Source organism: Streptomyces sp. NPDC000410 (genome assembly GCF_040300305.1).
GTDB lineage: Bacteria > Actinomycetota > Actinomycetes > Streptomycetales > Streptomycetaceae > Streptomyces.
The window spans coordinates 29,732-43,094 of sequence record NZ_JBEPDM010000025.1 but is presented as its reverse complement, the minus strand read 5'-3'; the positions used below and the strand labels follow the sequence as shown (position 1 = coordinate 43,094).

The 13,363-nt window shown below is 71.6% G+C and carries 12 protein-coding genes; 8 read left to right on the top strand and 4 right to left on the bottom strand.

The genetic code is table 11. The annotated features are described in order from the left end of the window. The first annotated feature begins 34 nt into the window (after positions 1–34). Both ABT342_RS23615 and ABT342_RS23610 read left to right on the top strand, forming a co-directional pair. Positions 35–436 carry a hypothetical protein gene (locus ABT342_RS23615; RefSeq protein WP_351577222.1) on the top strand — a complete coding sequence of 134 codons (402 nt, stop codon included), beginning with the start codon at positions 35–37 and terminating at the stop codon, positions 434–436. Further along, the gene (locus ABT342_RS23610; RefSeq protein ID WP_351577219.1) at positions 433–1,560 is read left to right on the top strand and encodes a glycoside hydrolase family 26 protein; all 1,128 of its coding nucleotides are present in this window, start codon (positions 433–435) and stop codon (positions 1,558–1,560) included. Before ABT342_RS23615 ends, ABT342_RS23610 begins: the two co-directional genes overlap by 4 nt. On the opposite strand, the gene ABT342_RS23605 is transcribed toward ABT342_RS23610, so the two are convergent. From ABT342_RS23605 to ABT342_RS23595, 3 genes are all read right to left on the bottom strand, one after another. Further along, the gene (locus ABT342_RS23605) at positions 1,535–3,724 is read right to left on the bottom strand and encodes a lipopolysaccharide biosynthesis protein (protein WP_351577215.1); all 2,190 of its coding nucleotides are present in this window, start codon (positions 3,722–3,724) and stop codon (positions 1,535–1,537) included. The two genes, ABT342_RS23610 and ABT342_RS23605, sit on opposite strands and share 26 nt — an antisense overlap. Further along, positions 3,717–4,898, bottom strand: a complete 1,182-nt coding sequence (locus ABT342_RS23600; RefSeq protein WP_351577212.1) for a DegT/DnrJ/EryC1/StrS family aminotransferase — start codon at positions 4,896–4,898, stop codon at positions 3,717–3,719. The genes ABT342_RS23605 and ABT342_RS23600 overlap by 8 nt, the downstream gene beginning before the upstream one ends. A gap of 129 nt (positions 4,899–5,027) precedes the next feature. Further along, positions 5,028–5,921 (bottom strand): RNA polymerase sigma factor SigF, encoded by an 894-nt coding sequence (locus ABT342_RS23595; RefSeq protein ID WP_351577209.1) that lies wholly within the window; start codon positions 5,919–5,921, stop codon positions 5,028–5,030. A gap of 242 nt (positions 5,922–6,163) precedes the next feature. On the opposite strand from ABT342_RS23595, the gene ABT342_RS23590 reads away from it, so the two are divergent. The 6 genes from ABT342_RS23590 (at position 6,164) to ABT342_RS23565 (ending at position 11,588) form a co-directional block, all read left to right on the top strand. Beyond that, positions 6,164–6,532, top strand: coding sequence for an STAS domain-containing protein (locus ABT342_RS23590; protein WP_351577206.1), 369 nt, complete (start codon positions 6,164–6,166; stop codon positions 6,530–6,532). A 146-nt stretch (positions 6,533–6,678) separates the two neighbouring features. Next, positions 6,679–7,173 (top strand): ATP-binding protein, encoded by a 495-nt coding sequence (locus ABT342_RS23585; RefSeq protein WP_351577203.1) that lies wholly within the window; start codon positions 6,679–6,681, stop codon positions 7,171–7,173. A 167-nt stretch (positions 7,174–7,340) separates the two neighbouring features. Beyond that, positions 7,341–8,042: a peptidase gene (locus ABT342_RS23580; protein ID WP_351577200.1), complete on the top strand. Its 702-nt coding sequence runs from the start codon at positions 7,341–7,343 to the stop codon at positions 8,040–8,042. A gap of 2 nt (positions 8,043–8,044) precedes the next feature. Next, positions 8,045–8,875, top strand: a complete 831-nt coding sequence (locus ABT342_RS23575; protein ID WP_351577197.1) for a COG1470 family protein — start codon at positions 8,045–8,047, stop codon at positions 8,873–8,875. Between the two features lie 224 nt (positions 8,876–9,099). Next, the gene (locus ABT342_RS23570; protein ID WP_502965600.1) at positions 9,100–10,197 is read left to right on the top strand and encodes a hypothetical protein; all 1,098 of its coding nucleotides are present in this window, start codon (positions 9,100–9,102) and stop codon (positions 10,195–10,197) included. Between the two features lie 14 nt (positions 10,198–10,211). After that, on the top strand, positions 10,212–11,588 hold the full coding sequence (locus ABT342_RS23565; protein ID WP_502965599.1) for a hypothetical protein: 1,377 nt from the start codon (positions 10,212–10,214) through the stop codon (positions 11,586–11,588). A gap of 115 nt (positions 11,589–11,703) precedes the next feature. Here the strand turns inward: ABT342_RS23565 and ABT342_RS23560 are convergent, their stop codons facing one another. Then, positions 11,704–13,209, bottom strand: coding sequence for a peptide MFS transporter (locus ABT342_RS23560; protein ID WP_351577191.1), 1,506 nt, complete (start codon positions 13,207–13,209; stop codon positions 11,704–11,706). Positions 13,210–13,363 lie beyond the last annotated feature (154 nt).

The following is a 13,363-nucleotide window of genomic DNA, read 5'->3' as shown; positions in this document are numbered from 1 at the left end:
TCCACCCCTTCCGTCCGGTGACTCGGAGGTCGCCATGCCGAACCGACCACAGGCACAGCTCAGAGCGGCCCTGGCCGCATCCGGCTGGCTCGCCCTCGCCGCCACCGCGCTGCCCGGCGGATCGCCGCTGCGGTGGATCCCGGTGCTGCTCTTCGTCACCCTCGGCCCCGGCCTCGCGCTGCTGCACCCGCAGCCGGGCGGGCTGCGCCCGGGGGCCCGGCTGGAGGCGGTGGCGCTGGCCGCGCCGCTCAGCCTGGCGCTGGGGGCGCTCACCGCCACCTCGCTCTTCCTGGCGGAGACGTTCTCCGCGACGGCCTTCCTCATCTCGCTCGCCGCGTTCGTGACGATCGTGGCCGCCCTGCCCGGTGTGCCGCTGCCCGCGGCCACCAGAGGGGCCGTCGAGCGCGCTAAACCTGGGCCCGGGAGGGGCCGATGACGGGGCGGCACGGGGATGACTCACGACGTACGAGCACGTACACGGCCCTGGCGCTCGCCGCCGTCGGCGTGCTGCTCGCCGGGCTGGGGGTGTGGCTCGCCGGGCCCGGCGGCACCGGGCCGCCCCCGGGCGGCGACGGCCTCCCGCGCAACGCGGCATCGGGGGCGTTACCCCACGGGCCCTGCGCCCCCACCGAGAAGCTGGAACCGCGCTGCGGGGCCTGGTGGGGCGCGTACGTGCCGTACGCACCCAGCGGCTCCCTCACCGAGGCCGTGTACGCCTTCGAGAAGAAGATCGGCCGCAAGCTCGATCTCGTCTACAACTACCACGACATGTCGAACACCCCGCTCGACGGCGAACTGCTCACCGCCGACGAACAGGAGCTCGGCCGGGACCGGCTGCTGATGCTTGCCTGGGAATCCACCGTGTGGACCGAGCCCCACCACGCCAACTGGACCGAGAAGCAGCTCGGCTGGAAGAACATCGCCTCCGGCAAGCACGACCGGGACATCATCGACCCGCAGGCCCGCCGCCTCAAGGCCTACGGCAAGCGCGTCTTCTTCTCCTTCGACCAGGAGACCGATTTCCGCATCAAGGAGGGCGCGGGCACCCCCGAGGAGTTCGTCGCCGCCTACCGCCACATCCACGACCGGTTCAAGGAGCTGGGCGTCGACAACGTGGTGTGGGTGTGGACCGTCTCCGGCTACCTCGGCAACGCGGAGAAGATGAAGCAGCTGTACCCGGGCGACGAGTACGTCGACTGGATCGGCATGGACCAGTACAACTACTACCTCTGCCACAAGTCGCCGAACTGGCTGGACTTCGACCGCAGCCAGCGGCCCTCGTACGACTGGCTGCGCGCCAACATCTCCGACCGGAAGCCGGTCATGCTCGCGGAGTTCGCGACCGCGCCCGATCCGACTCAGCCACGGCGCCAGCGCGACTGGTACGCCGAGATCCCCCAGGTCGCGCCCACTCTGCCCGAGGTGCGGGCGATGGTCCACTGGAACCGCGCCGTACCGGGACCGGGCTGTGATCTGACGGTCGACGGAGGACCGGGACTGGAGGGCTATCGCGAGGCGGGCCGGGACGACTACTTCAACCAGCCGGTCCCGACGCGCTGAGGCGGCGGAACCGCCGGTACGCCAGCGACGCGACGGCCGCCGCGAACCAGCCGGTGAACACCGGCAGCGCGGCCGTCGCGAACGCGTCCTGCGCCGCCCAGCCCGCCACCGCCAGCACCCACAACGCGCCCGCCGTCGCGCGCGCCGGAACGCCGAGTGCCCCCAGCGCCACGGCGGCCAGGGCCAGGCACAGGAGCTGGATGACGGCCGGCAGCACGGCGAGGACGCCCCCGGGTGTGACCGGCCCGGCCACGTTCGCGAACATCTCCGCGAGTGCCCCGAGCCACGCCCCGTCGGCCGGCCGGGGCCGGATGCCGAGCAGCGGCGGCGCCGTGTGCAGGGCACAGACCGTGATCAGCAGACCGGCGGTGAGCAGCGCGGGGCGTGGCCGCCGCAGCGATACGGCCGCGCAGACGACGACGATCAGCAGGACCCCCGCCGTGACGGTGACCGGCGGCAGCGCGCGCAGCAGCTCGGTGCCCGACAGCCGCCCGGCCGCGACGTCCTCGGCCCGCGACAGCGGGATCCAGAACAGCCCGGCGGCGAGCCCGAGGAGCAGCCACAGCCAGCCGGCGAGCCACGATTCGTCACCGTCCGGTTCTGCGACGTGGACCGGGATGCCGAAGGCCGGGGTCGGGGTGTCGTGGACGCCCCGCAGATACACGGTCTCCCGCGTCCACGAGGGGTCGTACCCGTCCCGCGCCCCGGCCTCCGCCTCCGGCTTCGCCCCTGCATGTGCCCGCGCCTGTACCTGCGCCGCCCGTCGCTCCGCCGCCTTCCGCGCCCACGACGTGCCGTACTCGGGCGCCGCCCGCCGCCGCCCGAAACGCGACGGCTTCGGCTCGCGCCCCGCCAGCGCCGCCCGGAGGCCCGGCGCCGACACGACGGCCATCAGCGTCATCGACAGCAGCATCGCCAGGCCCGCCCCGGAGATCCCGGCGGGCCCGAGCAGCACCGCCGCGCTGCCCAGCACCAGCGCGCACATGACGCCCTGGAGCACGGCGAGCACTCCCGTACGCCCCTGCACACGCAGCACCCCGATGTACAGCTCGACCGCGACGCGCGGCAGCGCCGCGGCGGCCAGCAGCCGCAGCACGGTCGTGCCGTGCTCGGCGTAGTCCGGTCCGAACGGGCTGAGGATCTGCGGTGCGAAGACCACGAGCACCAGCACGACGGGCACCAGCAGGATCACCATCCGCCGCAGTGCCCCGCGCACGCCTTCGGCCAGGCTCTCCGGGCTGTGCGAGGCGTGCGCGGTCAGCGAGGAGGCCATGTTGATGGCCATGAACTCCATCGTGCCGCCGACGGTGTAGGCGATGTAGAAGAAGCCGTTGTGCGCGGCGTCGAAGCGGACGGCGACCATCACCGGCAGCAGATTGATCATCGCCAGCGAGAACAGCGCGCCGACCGAGTCCCCGGCGAGGAACCGCCCGATGTCCCGCGTCCGCGGCGGCTCGCGGTCGCGGTCGGCAGCGGCCTGGCGGGGGATGAGCCGACGGAAGACAAGCCAGCCGAGGGGCAGCACGGACAGCGCGATCGCGGCGGCCCACGACACGAAGACGCCGAGCACCGGCATGGCGGTCGCGAACGCGGCGAGCAGCAGCAGCTTGCCGATGGAGAACACCGCGTTGCCGACGGGCACCCAGACCGCCTTGCGCAGCCCGGTCAGCACCCCGTCCTGGAGCGTCAGCAGCGCCCACGCGACGCACGCGGCGGTGAAGACGGCCCCGGCGGCCGGCCCGCGCAGCGGCGCGTACGAGGGCCCCCACAGGTCCAGCGTGACCAGGAACCCCACGCAGGCCGCGCACACGACGAACGAACTCGTCAGGTACGTCCGCCACACCAGCGGCCCGGTCGCCCGCCCGGCCCGTGGCACGTACCGCACCACCGCGCCGATCATCGTCGTGGCGGTGATCGACGCGAGCAGCCGCATCGCCGCGATCGCGGCGGACCCCTGCCCGACGGCCTCCTCCGTGTAGTACCGCGCGGCCACCAGCCAGAACCCGAGCCCCAGCGCGGCGGACACCCCGGTCGACAGCATCAGCGCATAGGCGTTGCGGAACATGGAGTCCGCGCCGGCGCCGCCGTCCTCGGCCGCTTCCTCCGGTGCGACGGGCGTCGCCCCGGTGACGTCGGGTCTGCGCAGCCGGGTGGTGTCAGTCACCGATCCCGCCCACGGGGCGCGTGCCCGACTCCCGCAGTACGGCGATGATCCGGTCCGCCTTGAGCGGGTCCGCCGGGAGGGCGTGGCGGGCGAACCAGCGGGCAGGGCCGGGGGCGGGGGAGGGGTCGGTGAAGAGGTCGGAGGCGTAGTCGTCGAGCGGGGGGTCGTACAGATAGCCCGTGGTGATCCGGTGCCGGGCGAGCGCGGCGATCGCGGCGTCGCGGTCGGCGACCAGCAGCGGGACGCGGAACAGCGGCTGCGGCTGTGCGGCGCCGGGGGGCGCCCACTCGGTGGACAACAGCCGCCGCGTACCCGCGAGATGGGCGTCGAGGCGGGCGTCGAGCCGGTCGAGGAGCCGGGCCGTGCGTCTCGCGCGCAGCGGGCCAGGGGCGATCCGGTAGTCGTGCATGTCGACCCGTACCCAGGAGTGGAACGGGGCGAGCGCCGGAGCCGCCGGCACCGCCTGTTCCAGCTCGCCCGCCCGCAGCGGCATCCGGATCTCCTCGCGCTCCTCCATGCCCAGCAGCCGCATCGCCGCGCGGGCCGCCCGCACCAGCCGCAGTCCGCGCACGCCCGCCTCCGCGTACGGGCGCAGGGCGTAGGCGAGTTCGGAGGAGAGCCGGGAGGGGGCGAGGAGGTCGTCGCGGGCCTTCTCCAGCGCGCCCCGCAGCGCCGGGTCGGCGACGGCCAGGAAGCCGCCGGTCTTCGCCGCCGCGTGCTTGGAGAGGCTGAACACGGACGCGTCGCCGTACGCGCCGACCGGCCGCCCGCCCACCCGCGACCCGATCGCGTGCGCCGCGTCCTCCAGCAGCGGGATGCCCGACGCGTCGCAGCGGGCGCGCAGTTCGGGGGCCGGATCGGGGTTGCCGTACAGGTTCGTGGTGAGGACGGCGGACAGTCCGCGCCACACCGCTTCGGGGACGGCCGCCACGTCGAGGGACCCGTCGCGCGGATCGAGCGGCGCCTGTACGGGGCGGAGCCCGGCGGCGAGCACCACGAAGAAGATGACGTCGTCGTTGACGGGCGACATGAGCACCCGCCCGCCCGGCGGGCACCAGTGGCGCAGCGCCACGTACAGCCCGAGCCGGCACGACGGTACGTACAGCACTTCCCTGCCGAGGCGGTCGCGCATCCGCGCTTCCAGCGCCGTGACAGGAGCCTCCCCAAAAGCCATACGGTCCCCCCTGAGCCCCCGGCTCAATGTGGCCCATACCGGACCGCACCGTCAATAAGGCGGAAGCGGCCGAAGGGCCCGTTCCGTAACGGAACAGGCCCTTCGGGAGAGGGAGATGGGGCGAGGAGGTCACTCCTCGACCGTGAGGCCCTTTCTGAGTTTCCCCAGCGTGCGCGACAGCAGCCGCGACACGTGCATCTGCGAGATGCCGAGCTCGTCCCCGATCTCCGACTGCGTCATACCGACGACGAAGCGGAGCGAGAGGATCTTGCGGTCGCGCGCCGGCAGCGCGGCGATCAGCGGCTTGAGCGACTCGATGTACTCGATGCCTTCGAGGCCGTGGTCCTCGTAGCCGATGCGGTCCGCGAGGGCGCCCTCGGTCTCGTCCTCCTCCGGCTGGGCGTCCAGCGAGCTCGCGGTGTACGCGTTGCTCGCGGCCATGCCCTCGACGACCTCGTCGTTGCTCAGCCCGAGCCGCTCGGCGAGCTCGCCGACGGTGGGGGCCCGGTCGAGCTTCTGGGCGAGTTCGTCGCCGGCCTTCGCGAGATCGAGGCGGAGTTCCTGGAGTCGCCGGGGTACGCGAACGGACCAGGACGTGTCGCGGAAGAAGCGCTTGATCTCGCCGACGATGGTCGGCATCGCGAACGTCGGGAACTCGACGCCACGGCTGAGCTCGAAGCGGTCGATGGCCTTGATGAGCCCGATCGTGCCGACCTGGATGATGTCCTCCATCGGCTCGCTGCGGGAGCGGAACCGGGCGGCGGCGAACTTGACCAGGGCCAGGTTGAGTTCGACCAGGGTGTTACGGACGTACGCGTACTCGTGGGTGCCTTCCTCGAGGACTTCGAGGCGGGCGAAGAGCGTCTTCGACAGGGCCCTCGCGTCCACCGGTCCGACTTCGTCGAACGGCGGGATCTCCGGGAGGCCGAGCTCTTCGAGATCTGTTTCCGTATGTGTGAGCTGCTGGGGCAGGGTTGCCGACGGCGCGTGGGGGGTACGCGTGGCGTCGAGCCGGGGTGACATGGGGGTCTCCTCCATCGTTCTCGGCATATGGCTGCCGATGCCATTCCTCTTGCTGCGGTGTAGCGGCGCCTCCGAAGCCGACCGTGTTGGGTGTGTCCCTACTAGCCCTACCTGCTCTTTACCGAACGTTGCAAGTGTCCAATGTCATATATGTCTTACTTGCGGGGGAGTTCGGGTACCGATGAGCGTACGGAAGGCGTAATGTTCTGCGGACGTCAACGGCATCGGCGAAGAGGACGTTCATGGACCGCGAGACGGTCGGCAGCGGCAATCGGGGCCGACTTCGGGTCGAGGTGCGGACCGAGGGTCGGAGCGCGGTGGTGACACCAGAGGGTGAGCTCGATCACCACACGGCCCCATTGTTGCGTGCACCACTCGACGAGGCACTCGATCAAGGACGTACACGCCTTGTGGTCGACTGCTCACTCCTCGAGTTCTGCGACTCCACCGGCCTCAATGTGCTCCTCGGTGCCCGGCTCAAGGCCGAGGCGGCCGGTGGCGGGGTCCATCTCGCCGGAATGCTGCCCGTGGTGGCCAGGGTCTTCGAGATCACCGGCGCGGACGCGGTCTTCACCGTCCATGACTCGCTCGGGGCGGCACTGACCGAATGATCGGCGCCCGAGCCGAAACGGTGGGTGTTGACACGATTCGGCCGGGCAGAAGACACCCGCGGACCGCACAGAAGAGACTGTGCGGGCGCCCGCACTCTCTGTACTGACGTAAGCGCGAACTGGTGAATCGGTGAGGTGAAGCGCTGATGAGCACCACCCGGCAGCATCCGCCGGACGGCGTCGGCCCCGAGCCGGACGCCGCCGGTGGTGGAGCGGCCTCTGTCGTCCCTGACGGCCGGGTGCGCGCACTCCCGCTGGGGAGTGCCAGCGGCATCGTTCCGATGGCCCGCGACTTCACGCGGCAGGCCCTGTACGACTGGGGCTGGCTGCCCGCCGCGTCCGCCGACCGCCGCGCCGCCGCCGAGGACGTCCTGCTCGTCGTGTCCGAGCTGGTCACCAACGCCTGCCTGCACGCGGAGGGCCCGGAGGAACTGCGTGTCTCCAGCGACACCAAGGTGCTGCGCCTGGAGGTCACCGACCGCGGCACCGGCCAGCCGGCGCCGCGCACCCCGCACCGGGCGGGCCGACCCGGCGGGCACGGCATGTTCATCGTGCAGCGGCTCTGCCTGGACTGGGGGGTCGTACGGACCCCCGGCGCACCCGGCAAGACGGTGTGGGCGGAGCTCGCCGCGCCGTCCTAGGCGCCGCCGGGCGGACGGGACTTCGAAGACACGGCCCAGTAGTGGCTGATCTGGAGTTGTTGGAGAGCACGTCGATACGGCGTGCTCTTTGTCTTCCCTCGACAAGGCGCCGGGCGTACCTTGAGCGCCCGATCTGATGTGCCGTCAGTAACTGAGGGGAATTCGAGGTGTCGTACCAGAAGCGGACAGCTCTCGTGCTGGCAGCGGCGGTCGCGGGCTCGGTGGTGCTGATGGCCGCCCCCGTCGCACACGCCGATGTCGTGGACGTCAACTACCAGTGTCAGACGCCGATCGGGCCCAAAGGGGCCGTGTCGCCGATCGACATCAAGGCCGTCAAGAGCGGCAGCGGGTACCAGGTCACGATGTCGTTCGAGAAGGGAGTCTCGTCCAGCCCGGTCGAGCTCGGCAAGGGCGCCATGAAGCCGAGCGCGGTCATCGTGCTGGGCGGCGTGGGCAGCGGGACCCTGCCGGTCTCCGGGCCCACGAACTCCGAGGCGATCCCGGCCAACACCCCCATCAAGATCAGCGATCTGACGGGTACGTACAAGCCGGGCAAGAGCGGCAAGGTCACGTTCACCGCCGGGGTGCTCACGATCAAGGCCCTCGGCACGACCACGACGTGCACCCCCAAGAACAACCCCAAGCCGTCCCTCGAACTCGACGTCCAGGGCGCGGGCGGTTCCGGCGGCTCCGGTGGCTCAGGTGGGGGCGGCACCGAGACCGCTTCGGGAACGGGCTCGGGCGAGCTGCCCAGGACCGGACCTCTCGACTCCGCGCTCGCGCTCGGCACGCTCGGCGGCACGGTGCTGCTCACCGGGGCGGCGGGTGTGCTCTGGCTGACCCGCCGCGGCGCGCGCTCCGCGAGCTGACCGTGCTGTCCCGCGTGGCCCTGCTGGCCGCCGCCCTGCTCCCGTCCGTGGTCCCGTCGGCGTCTGCGGCCGTGCCCGCGTCCGCGCCTGCGGTGCCCTCGACGGAGCCGGGCTGGACCGCGCAGCCCGCGGCGGGTGGCAGACCGTACGTCTACCTGGAGGGCCTGCCCGGCGCGGTGCTGGAGGACCGGCTGTCGGTGACCAACCCGGGCGCCGAGCCGCTGACCGTACGCCTGCGCCCGGCCGGGTCCCGCTGGATCGCCCTGGCCTCGGACCGGGTGACCGTACCGCCCCGTACCCGCGCCGATGTGCCGTTCGCCGTGACGGTGCCGACGACCGCGCCGCCCGGCGACCACCCCGCGCGCATCGTCGCGACGGCCGGGGGCCGCGCGGCGGTCGTACGCGTCCACGCGCGGGTCGCCGGCCCCACGCTCGCCGCACTCACCGTCGAGGACGTGCGAGTGGCCGGCGGGCGCGTCCACTACGCCCTGGTCAACCGCGGCAACACGACCCTCGCCCCGCGTCTCTCGGTCCACGCCGCCGGCCTCACGGGCACCCTGCTGTCGCGTCCGGCCCGCGCACTTCCGCTGAGGCTCGAGCCCGGCCGCCGCGTCGATCTCACCGAACCGTGGTCCGCCGACCCGCCAGCCCTCGACTCCGTCGACATCACCCTCCGCGTGACCGCCCCGGGCGGCGCCCACGCCGAGGCGACGGCCTCGGCGAGGTACGTCCCGTGGGGGTTGGCAGGGGGCGCGGGCGGGGCGGTCGCGCTCGGGGGAGCGGCGCTGATGTACGTCCGGCGTCGCCGAGTGAAGGCAGGAGCCCAACCGTGATCGTCAGAGCATTCGTCCAGTCCTGCCTCGGGCGCCTGCGGCGGGCCTTTCCCCTACCCGCCCCTTCCCGAATCGGGGGCTCTGCCCCCGAACCCCCGCGCCTCAATCGCCTGCGGGGCTCCTTTGGAGCCCGTCCGGCGTTTGAGGACACGGCCGGAGGCCGTACGGGGGTCTGGGGGCTTGCCCCCGGTCTTTCAGCCTCGCCGGCGTTCGAGGCGCGGGGGCTGGGGCGGAGCCCCGGTTTCGGGAAGGGGCGGGTAGGGGAACAAGCCCGCCGCGGGCGCCCCAAAGCCGCCGCGTTCGCCGCGACGCTCGCCCTCGCCCTCGGTCTCTGCCTTGTCACCCCCACCCCACTCGCTGCCGCCGCCGACCCCGGCAAACCCACCGTCAGCCTCTCCCAGCCACAGGCCGGCAAGGGCGGCGACATCACCGTCAGCGGCACCGGCTGGCGGCCCGGCGCACTGCTGATGATGCTGATCTGCGGGCAGTCCTCCCCGGACCGGGGGGTGATCGGCGGCACCAACTCCTGCGCCAACGCCGACGGCCGGGCCGTCACCACCGACGCCAAGGGCGCCTTCAGCAAGAAGATCCCGGTCTCCGAGCCGCCCAAGCCGTGCCCGTGTGTCGTGCACGTGGCCACCGTCACCGGGGAACAGGCCACCGTGGACGCCCCGTTCACCGTCGCGGGACACCCCACCGCCCCCCTTCCGCCGCCCGCCGCCGACGGTGGGAAGCTCGCGGTGCTCGCGGCCGTCGATCTGCGCGGATCGAGTGGGCTGCTCGTGTGGTTCGGCGCCCCGCCGAGCCGCGAGCTCGTCTTCACCGTCGGCAACCTCGGCTCCGCCCCGGTCAAGGACCCGGTCTTCGAGATCGGCACCGCGCACGGTGTCTTCGCCCCGCGGTGGGAGGAGCGGCAGTGGCGCGGCACCATCCAGCCGGGCAAGAAGGCGCAGGTCAGGCTGCCGGTCCAACTGTCGGCGGGGGCACACGGCGACTACCAGGTCTCGGTGAAGTACGGCTCGAAGGTGCTCGCCGAGCAGCCGTGGGGCGTGGGCCGCCCCTGGGGAGTCACGGTCTTCTGGGTGCTGCTGGCCGTGGTCGTACCCGCCGCGCTGTTCCGGATCGGGATGGCGGTCGTCGACCGCGTACGGCCGCGGCGGCGCCCCGGCCGGCCCTCCGGCCGACACCCCGGCCGTCACCGGCACCTGCCCACGAGTTCGAGTTCGCACGCGAGCTCCACCACCACGGCGGCAGCGCTGCCGTGGTTCACCCCGGACTCCGCACCGTCAGAGAACCGACCCACGACGAAGGGACACACGTGAGCACGCAACGGAGGATGAGCGCGGCAGGGGTCGCGCTGATGCTCTGCGGCGCGGGGATCCTGCTGACCGCGGGAGAGGCCCACGCCGCCGAGGTGTCGTACAAGACGGAGTGCATTCCCCCGCCCATCTCCGGCATGCCGCCGGTCCAGGGCACCACCAAGGTCCAGATCACCGCGCCCGCGGAGGCCAAGGTCGGCGACGAGATCGAGGTGGTCTGGAAGACCGTCGAGGCCGCGTCGAAGAACCCGGACGTCCTGGACCTGGGAAAGGACACCGTCGCACCGAGCGGCACGCTCAAGGTCGCCGGGGCGCAGACCGGCGACCTGGCGATGTCGGGGCCTCGGCAGAACCCGCCGATCCCCAAGAACAGCCCGATGGTGCTGTCCGACATGAAGGGGAAGCTGAAGCTGACGGCGCCCGGTGAGATCACGCTGACGCCGGACAAGTACACCATCAACGTCTCCAAGCCGATCTCGACGGACACCAAGTGCTCGCCGAAGGAGACGGTTCAGCCGGGCGCGACCGTGAAGGTGACGGAGGCCGGAGGCACCACTTCGGGCGGGACCACTTCGGGTGGCACCACTTCGGGCGGGACCACCTCCGGTGGTACCTCCTCGGGAGGCACCTCCTCGGGAGGTACCTCCTCGGGAGGCACCACCTCGGGCGGCACCACCTCCGGAGGCACCGCCTCCGGCGGGAGCAGCAGCGGTGGCGGCGGTGGCGGCCAGACCGACTTCGAGGGCAAGGAGATCAACGTCGCCTACTCCTGCAAGACGCCCATCGGAGACAAGCAGGCCACGTCCCCGGTGAAGATCAACGCCAAGAAGAACGGCGGCAGCTACGACCTCACCGTGAAGTTCTCCAAGTCCGTCATGGACAGCCCGGCGACCATCCCGCCGAACTCCGTCAAGCCGTCCATGAAGGTCAAACTCGGCGGCGCGGACACCGGCTTCGTCCACGTCGAAGGCCCCATGAACAAGGACGAGATCAAGTCCGGCGAGCCGATCGAGATCCCCGATCTGAAGGGCACGTACAAGCCCGGCGCCACGGGCAAGGCGACGCTCAGCCCGGGTGTCCTCACGGTCGAGGCGCTCGGTACGACGACGACCTGCACGCCGCCCGCCGACGTCAAGGTCTCCCTGGAACTCGACACCTCCGCCCAGCCGGGCGGCGCGTCCGGCGGATCGTCCGGATCGAGCTCCGGATCGAGCTCCGGATCGGCATCGGGTTCGGCCGGCGGCGGCGACGCCACGAGCGGCGGCCTCGCCGAGACCGGCGCGGAGGCCGGTGACGCCCTGCACGCACTCGCCCTCGTGGCGGGCACGGTGATCCTGCTGGGCGGCGCGGTGTTCACGTTCACGCCGTGGCGTCGGCTGCGCGGCCTGCGCTGAGAAGCGGCCCCGGGCCGAGAGCCGGGAAACGCGGTAACTGGTAAACGGCGGAGGGCCGCCGCACCGACCAGCGGTGCGGCGGCCCTCACGACCGTACGGAGACCGAACGGGTCCGTCAGCGGACGTCGCCCATGAGCGCGCGGATCTTCCTGCCCGCGGTCATGAAGGCGAAGCCGGCGGCGATGGCGATGATCGCCCACATCGTGTAGTAGGCGGCGTCACCCATCGGGGCGTTGAGCCGGGTGGTCCAGCCGTTCAGGGCGTTGCCCGTCGCGCTGGCGAGGAACCACAGACCCATGATCTGACCGATGAACAGCTTCGGTGCCATCTTCGTGGACAGGGACAGGCCGACCGGCGACAGGCACATCTCGCCGATGGTCTGCACGAGGTAGACGCTCAGCAGCCAGAAGACGGTCACCTTGCCGGTCTCGCTGTTGGCGGCCGCGGCGCCCGCCAGGCCCATGATGGCGAAGGAGCCGCCGATGAGGAGCATCGCCAGGGCGAACTTCATCGGGGTGCTGGGCTCACGGTTGCGCCGGGCCAGCTTCACCCACAGGGCCGCGAAGATCGGAGCCAGGATGATGACCATCATCGGGTTGACCGACTGGTACCAGGAGGCCGGGAACTCCCAGCCGCCGATCATGCGGTCGGTCTTCTCGTCCGCGAAGATCGTCAGCAGCGAGCCGGACTGGTCGTAGATCATCCAGAACAGCACGGCGGTCACGAAGAACCAGACGTACGCCTTGATCTTCGGGCGGTCCTCGGCGGTGAGCGCCGGGTTACGGAAGATCGCGACGAAGTAGACGACCGGCACCACGACGCCGAGGACGGCGAGCAGGTTGACGATGTGCTCGATGTCGTACGTGCCGGCGACGATGTCGATCACCAGCGCGGCCACGGCGATGCCGGTCCAGATCAGGACCTTGCGCAGGACCGCCCGCTTCTCCTCGGCCGAGGCCGGCTTGGCCGGCTCCTTGCCGATGTCGCCGAGGTGGCGGCCGCCGAGCACGTACTGGACGACGGCCAGGGTCATACCGATACCGGCGGCGGCGAAGCCGAGGTGCCAGTTGACGTTCTCACCGAGGTAGCCGACGACCAGCGGCGCGAACATGGCGCCGATGTTGATCGCCATGTAGAAGAGCGTGAAGCCGGCGTCACGGCGGGCGCTGGGCTGGCCTTCGTAGAGGCCGCCGACCATCACGGAGACGTTCGGCTTCAGCAGACCGGTACCGACGGCGATCAGCGCGAGGCCGATGAAGAAGGCGGTGTCGCTCGGGACCGCGAGCGTGTAGTGGCCCAGCGCGATGATGATTCCGCCGACGAGCACGGCCTTACGGGCGCCCCAGAGGCGGTCCGCGACCCAGCCGCCGGGCATGGCGGCCATGTAGACGACGGCGTTGTAGACGCCGTAGATCGAGGCGGCGAGAACCTTGCGGTCCTCAAGAGGTCCGTCGATGACGGCGGCCACCAGGTAGAGCGTGAGGATTCCGCGCATTCCGTACCAGGAAAAGCGCTCCCACATCTCCGTCATGAAGAGGGTGGCCATACCGCGGGGGTGGCCGAAGAAGGTCTTCTCGTCGCCAGGGATGCTGGCCGAGTCCTTCGTCAGGCTGGACGCCATGGTCGATCCTTGCTTGCTCGGGACGCACCGCTTCGTGAGCGGGTCAAGCGCCCGGTGGGGGGGTGGCCGGCACCGGCGTGGCGCGGTCCCGCCCCATGCCGGAGGGGCCGTCTTCGTTGGCGTACGAGAACGAGGGACGCGTCAGCACCGGGAT

Bases quoted from the DNA above. Each gene is read 5' to 3' on its own strand.
- ABT342_RS23595 (WP_351577209.1), bottom strand. From the start codon at position 5,921: ATGTCACCCCGGCTCGACGCCACGCGTACCCCCCACGCGCCGTCGGCA.
- ABT342_RS23590 (WP_351577206.1), top strand. From the start codon at position 6,164: ATGGACCGCGAGACGGTCGGCAGCGGCAATCGGGGCCGACTTCGGGTC.
- ABT342_RS23560 (WP_351577191.1), bottom strand. From the start codon at position 13,209: ATGGCGTCCAGCCTGACGAAGGACTCGGCCAGCATCCCTGGCGACGAG.
- ABT342_RS23585 (WP_351577203.1), top strand. From the start codon at position 6,679: ATGAGCACCACCCGGCAGCATCCGCCGGACGGCGTCGGCCCCGAGCCG.
- ABT342_RS23615 (WP_351577222.1), top strand. From the start codon at position 35: ATGCCGAACCGACCACAGGCACAGCTCAGAGCGGCCCTGGCCGCATCC.
- ABT342_RS23600 (WP_351577212.1), bottom strand. From the start codon at position 4,898: ATGGCTTTTGGGGAGGCTCCTGTCACGGCGCTGGAAGCGCGGATGCGC.
- ABT342_RS23565 (WP_502965599.1), top strand. From the start codon at position 10,212: ATGAGCGCGGCAGGGGTCGCGCTGATGCTCTGCGGCGCGGGGATCCTG.
- ABT342_RS23610 (WP_351577219.1), top strand. From the start codon at position 433: ATGACGGGGCGGCACGGGGATGACTCACGACGTACGAGCACGTACACG.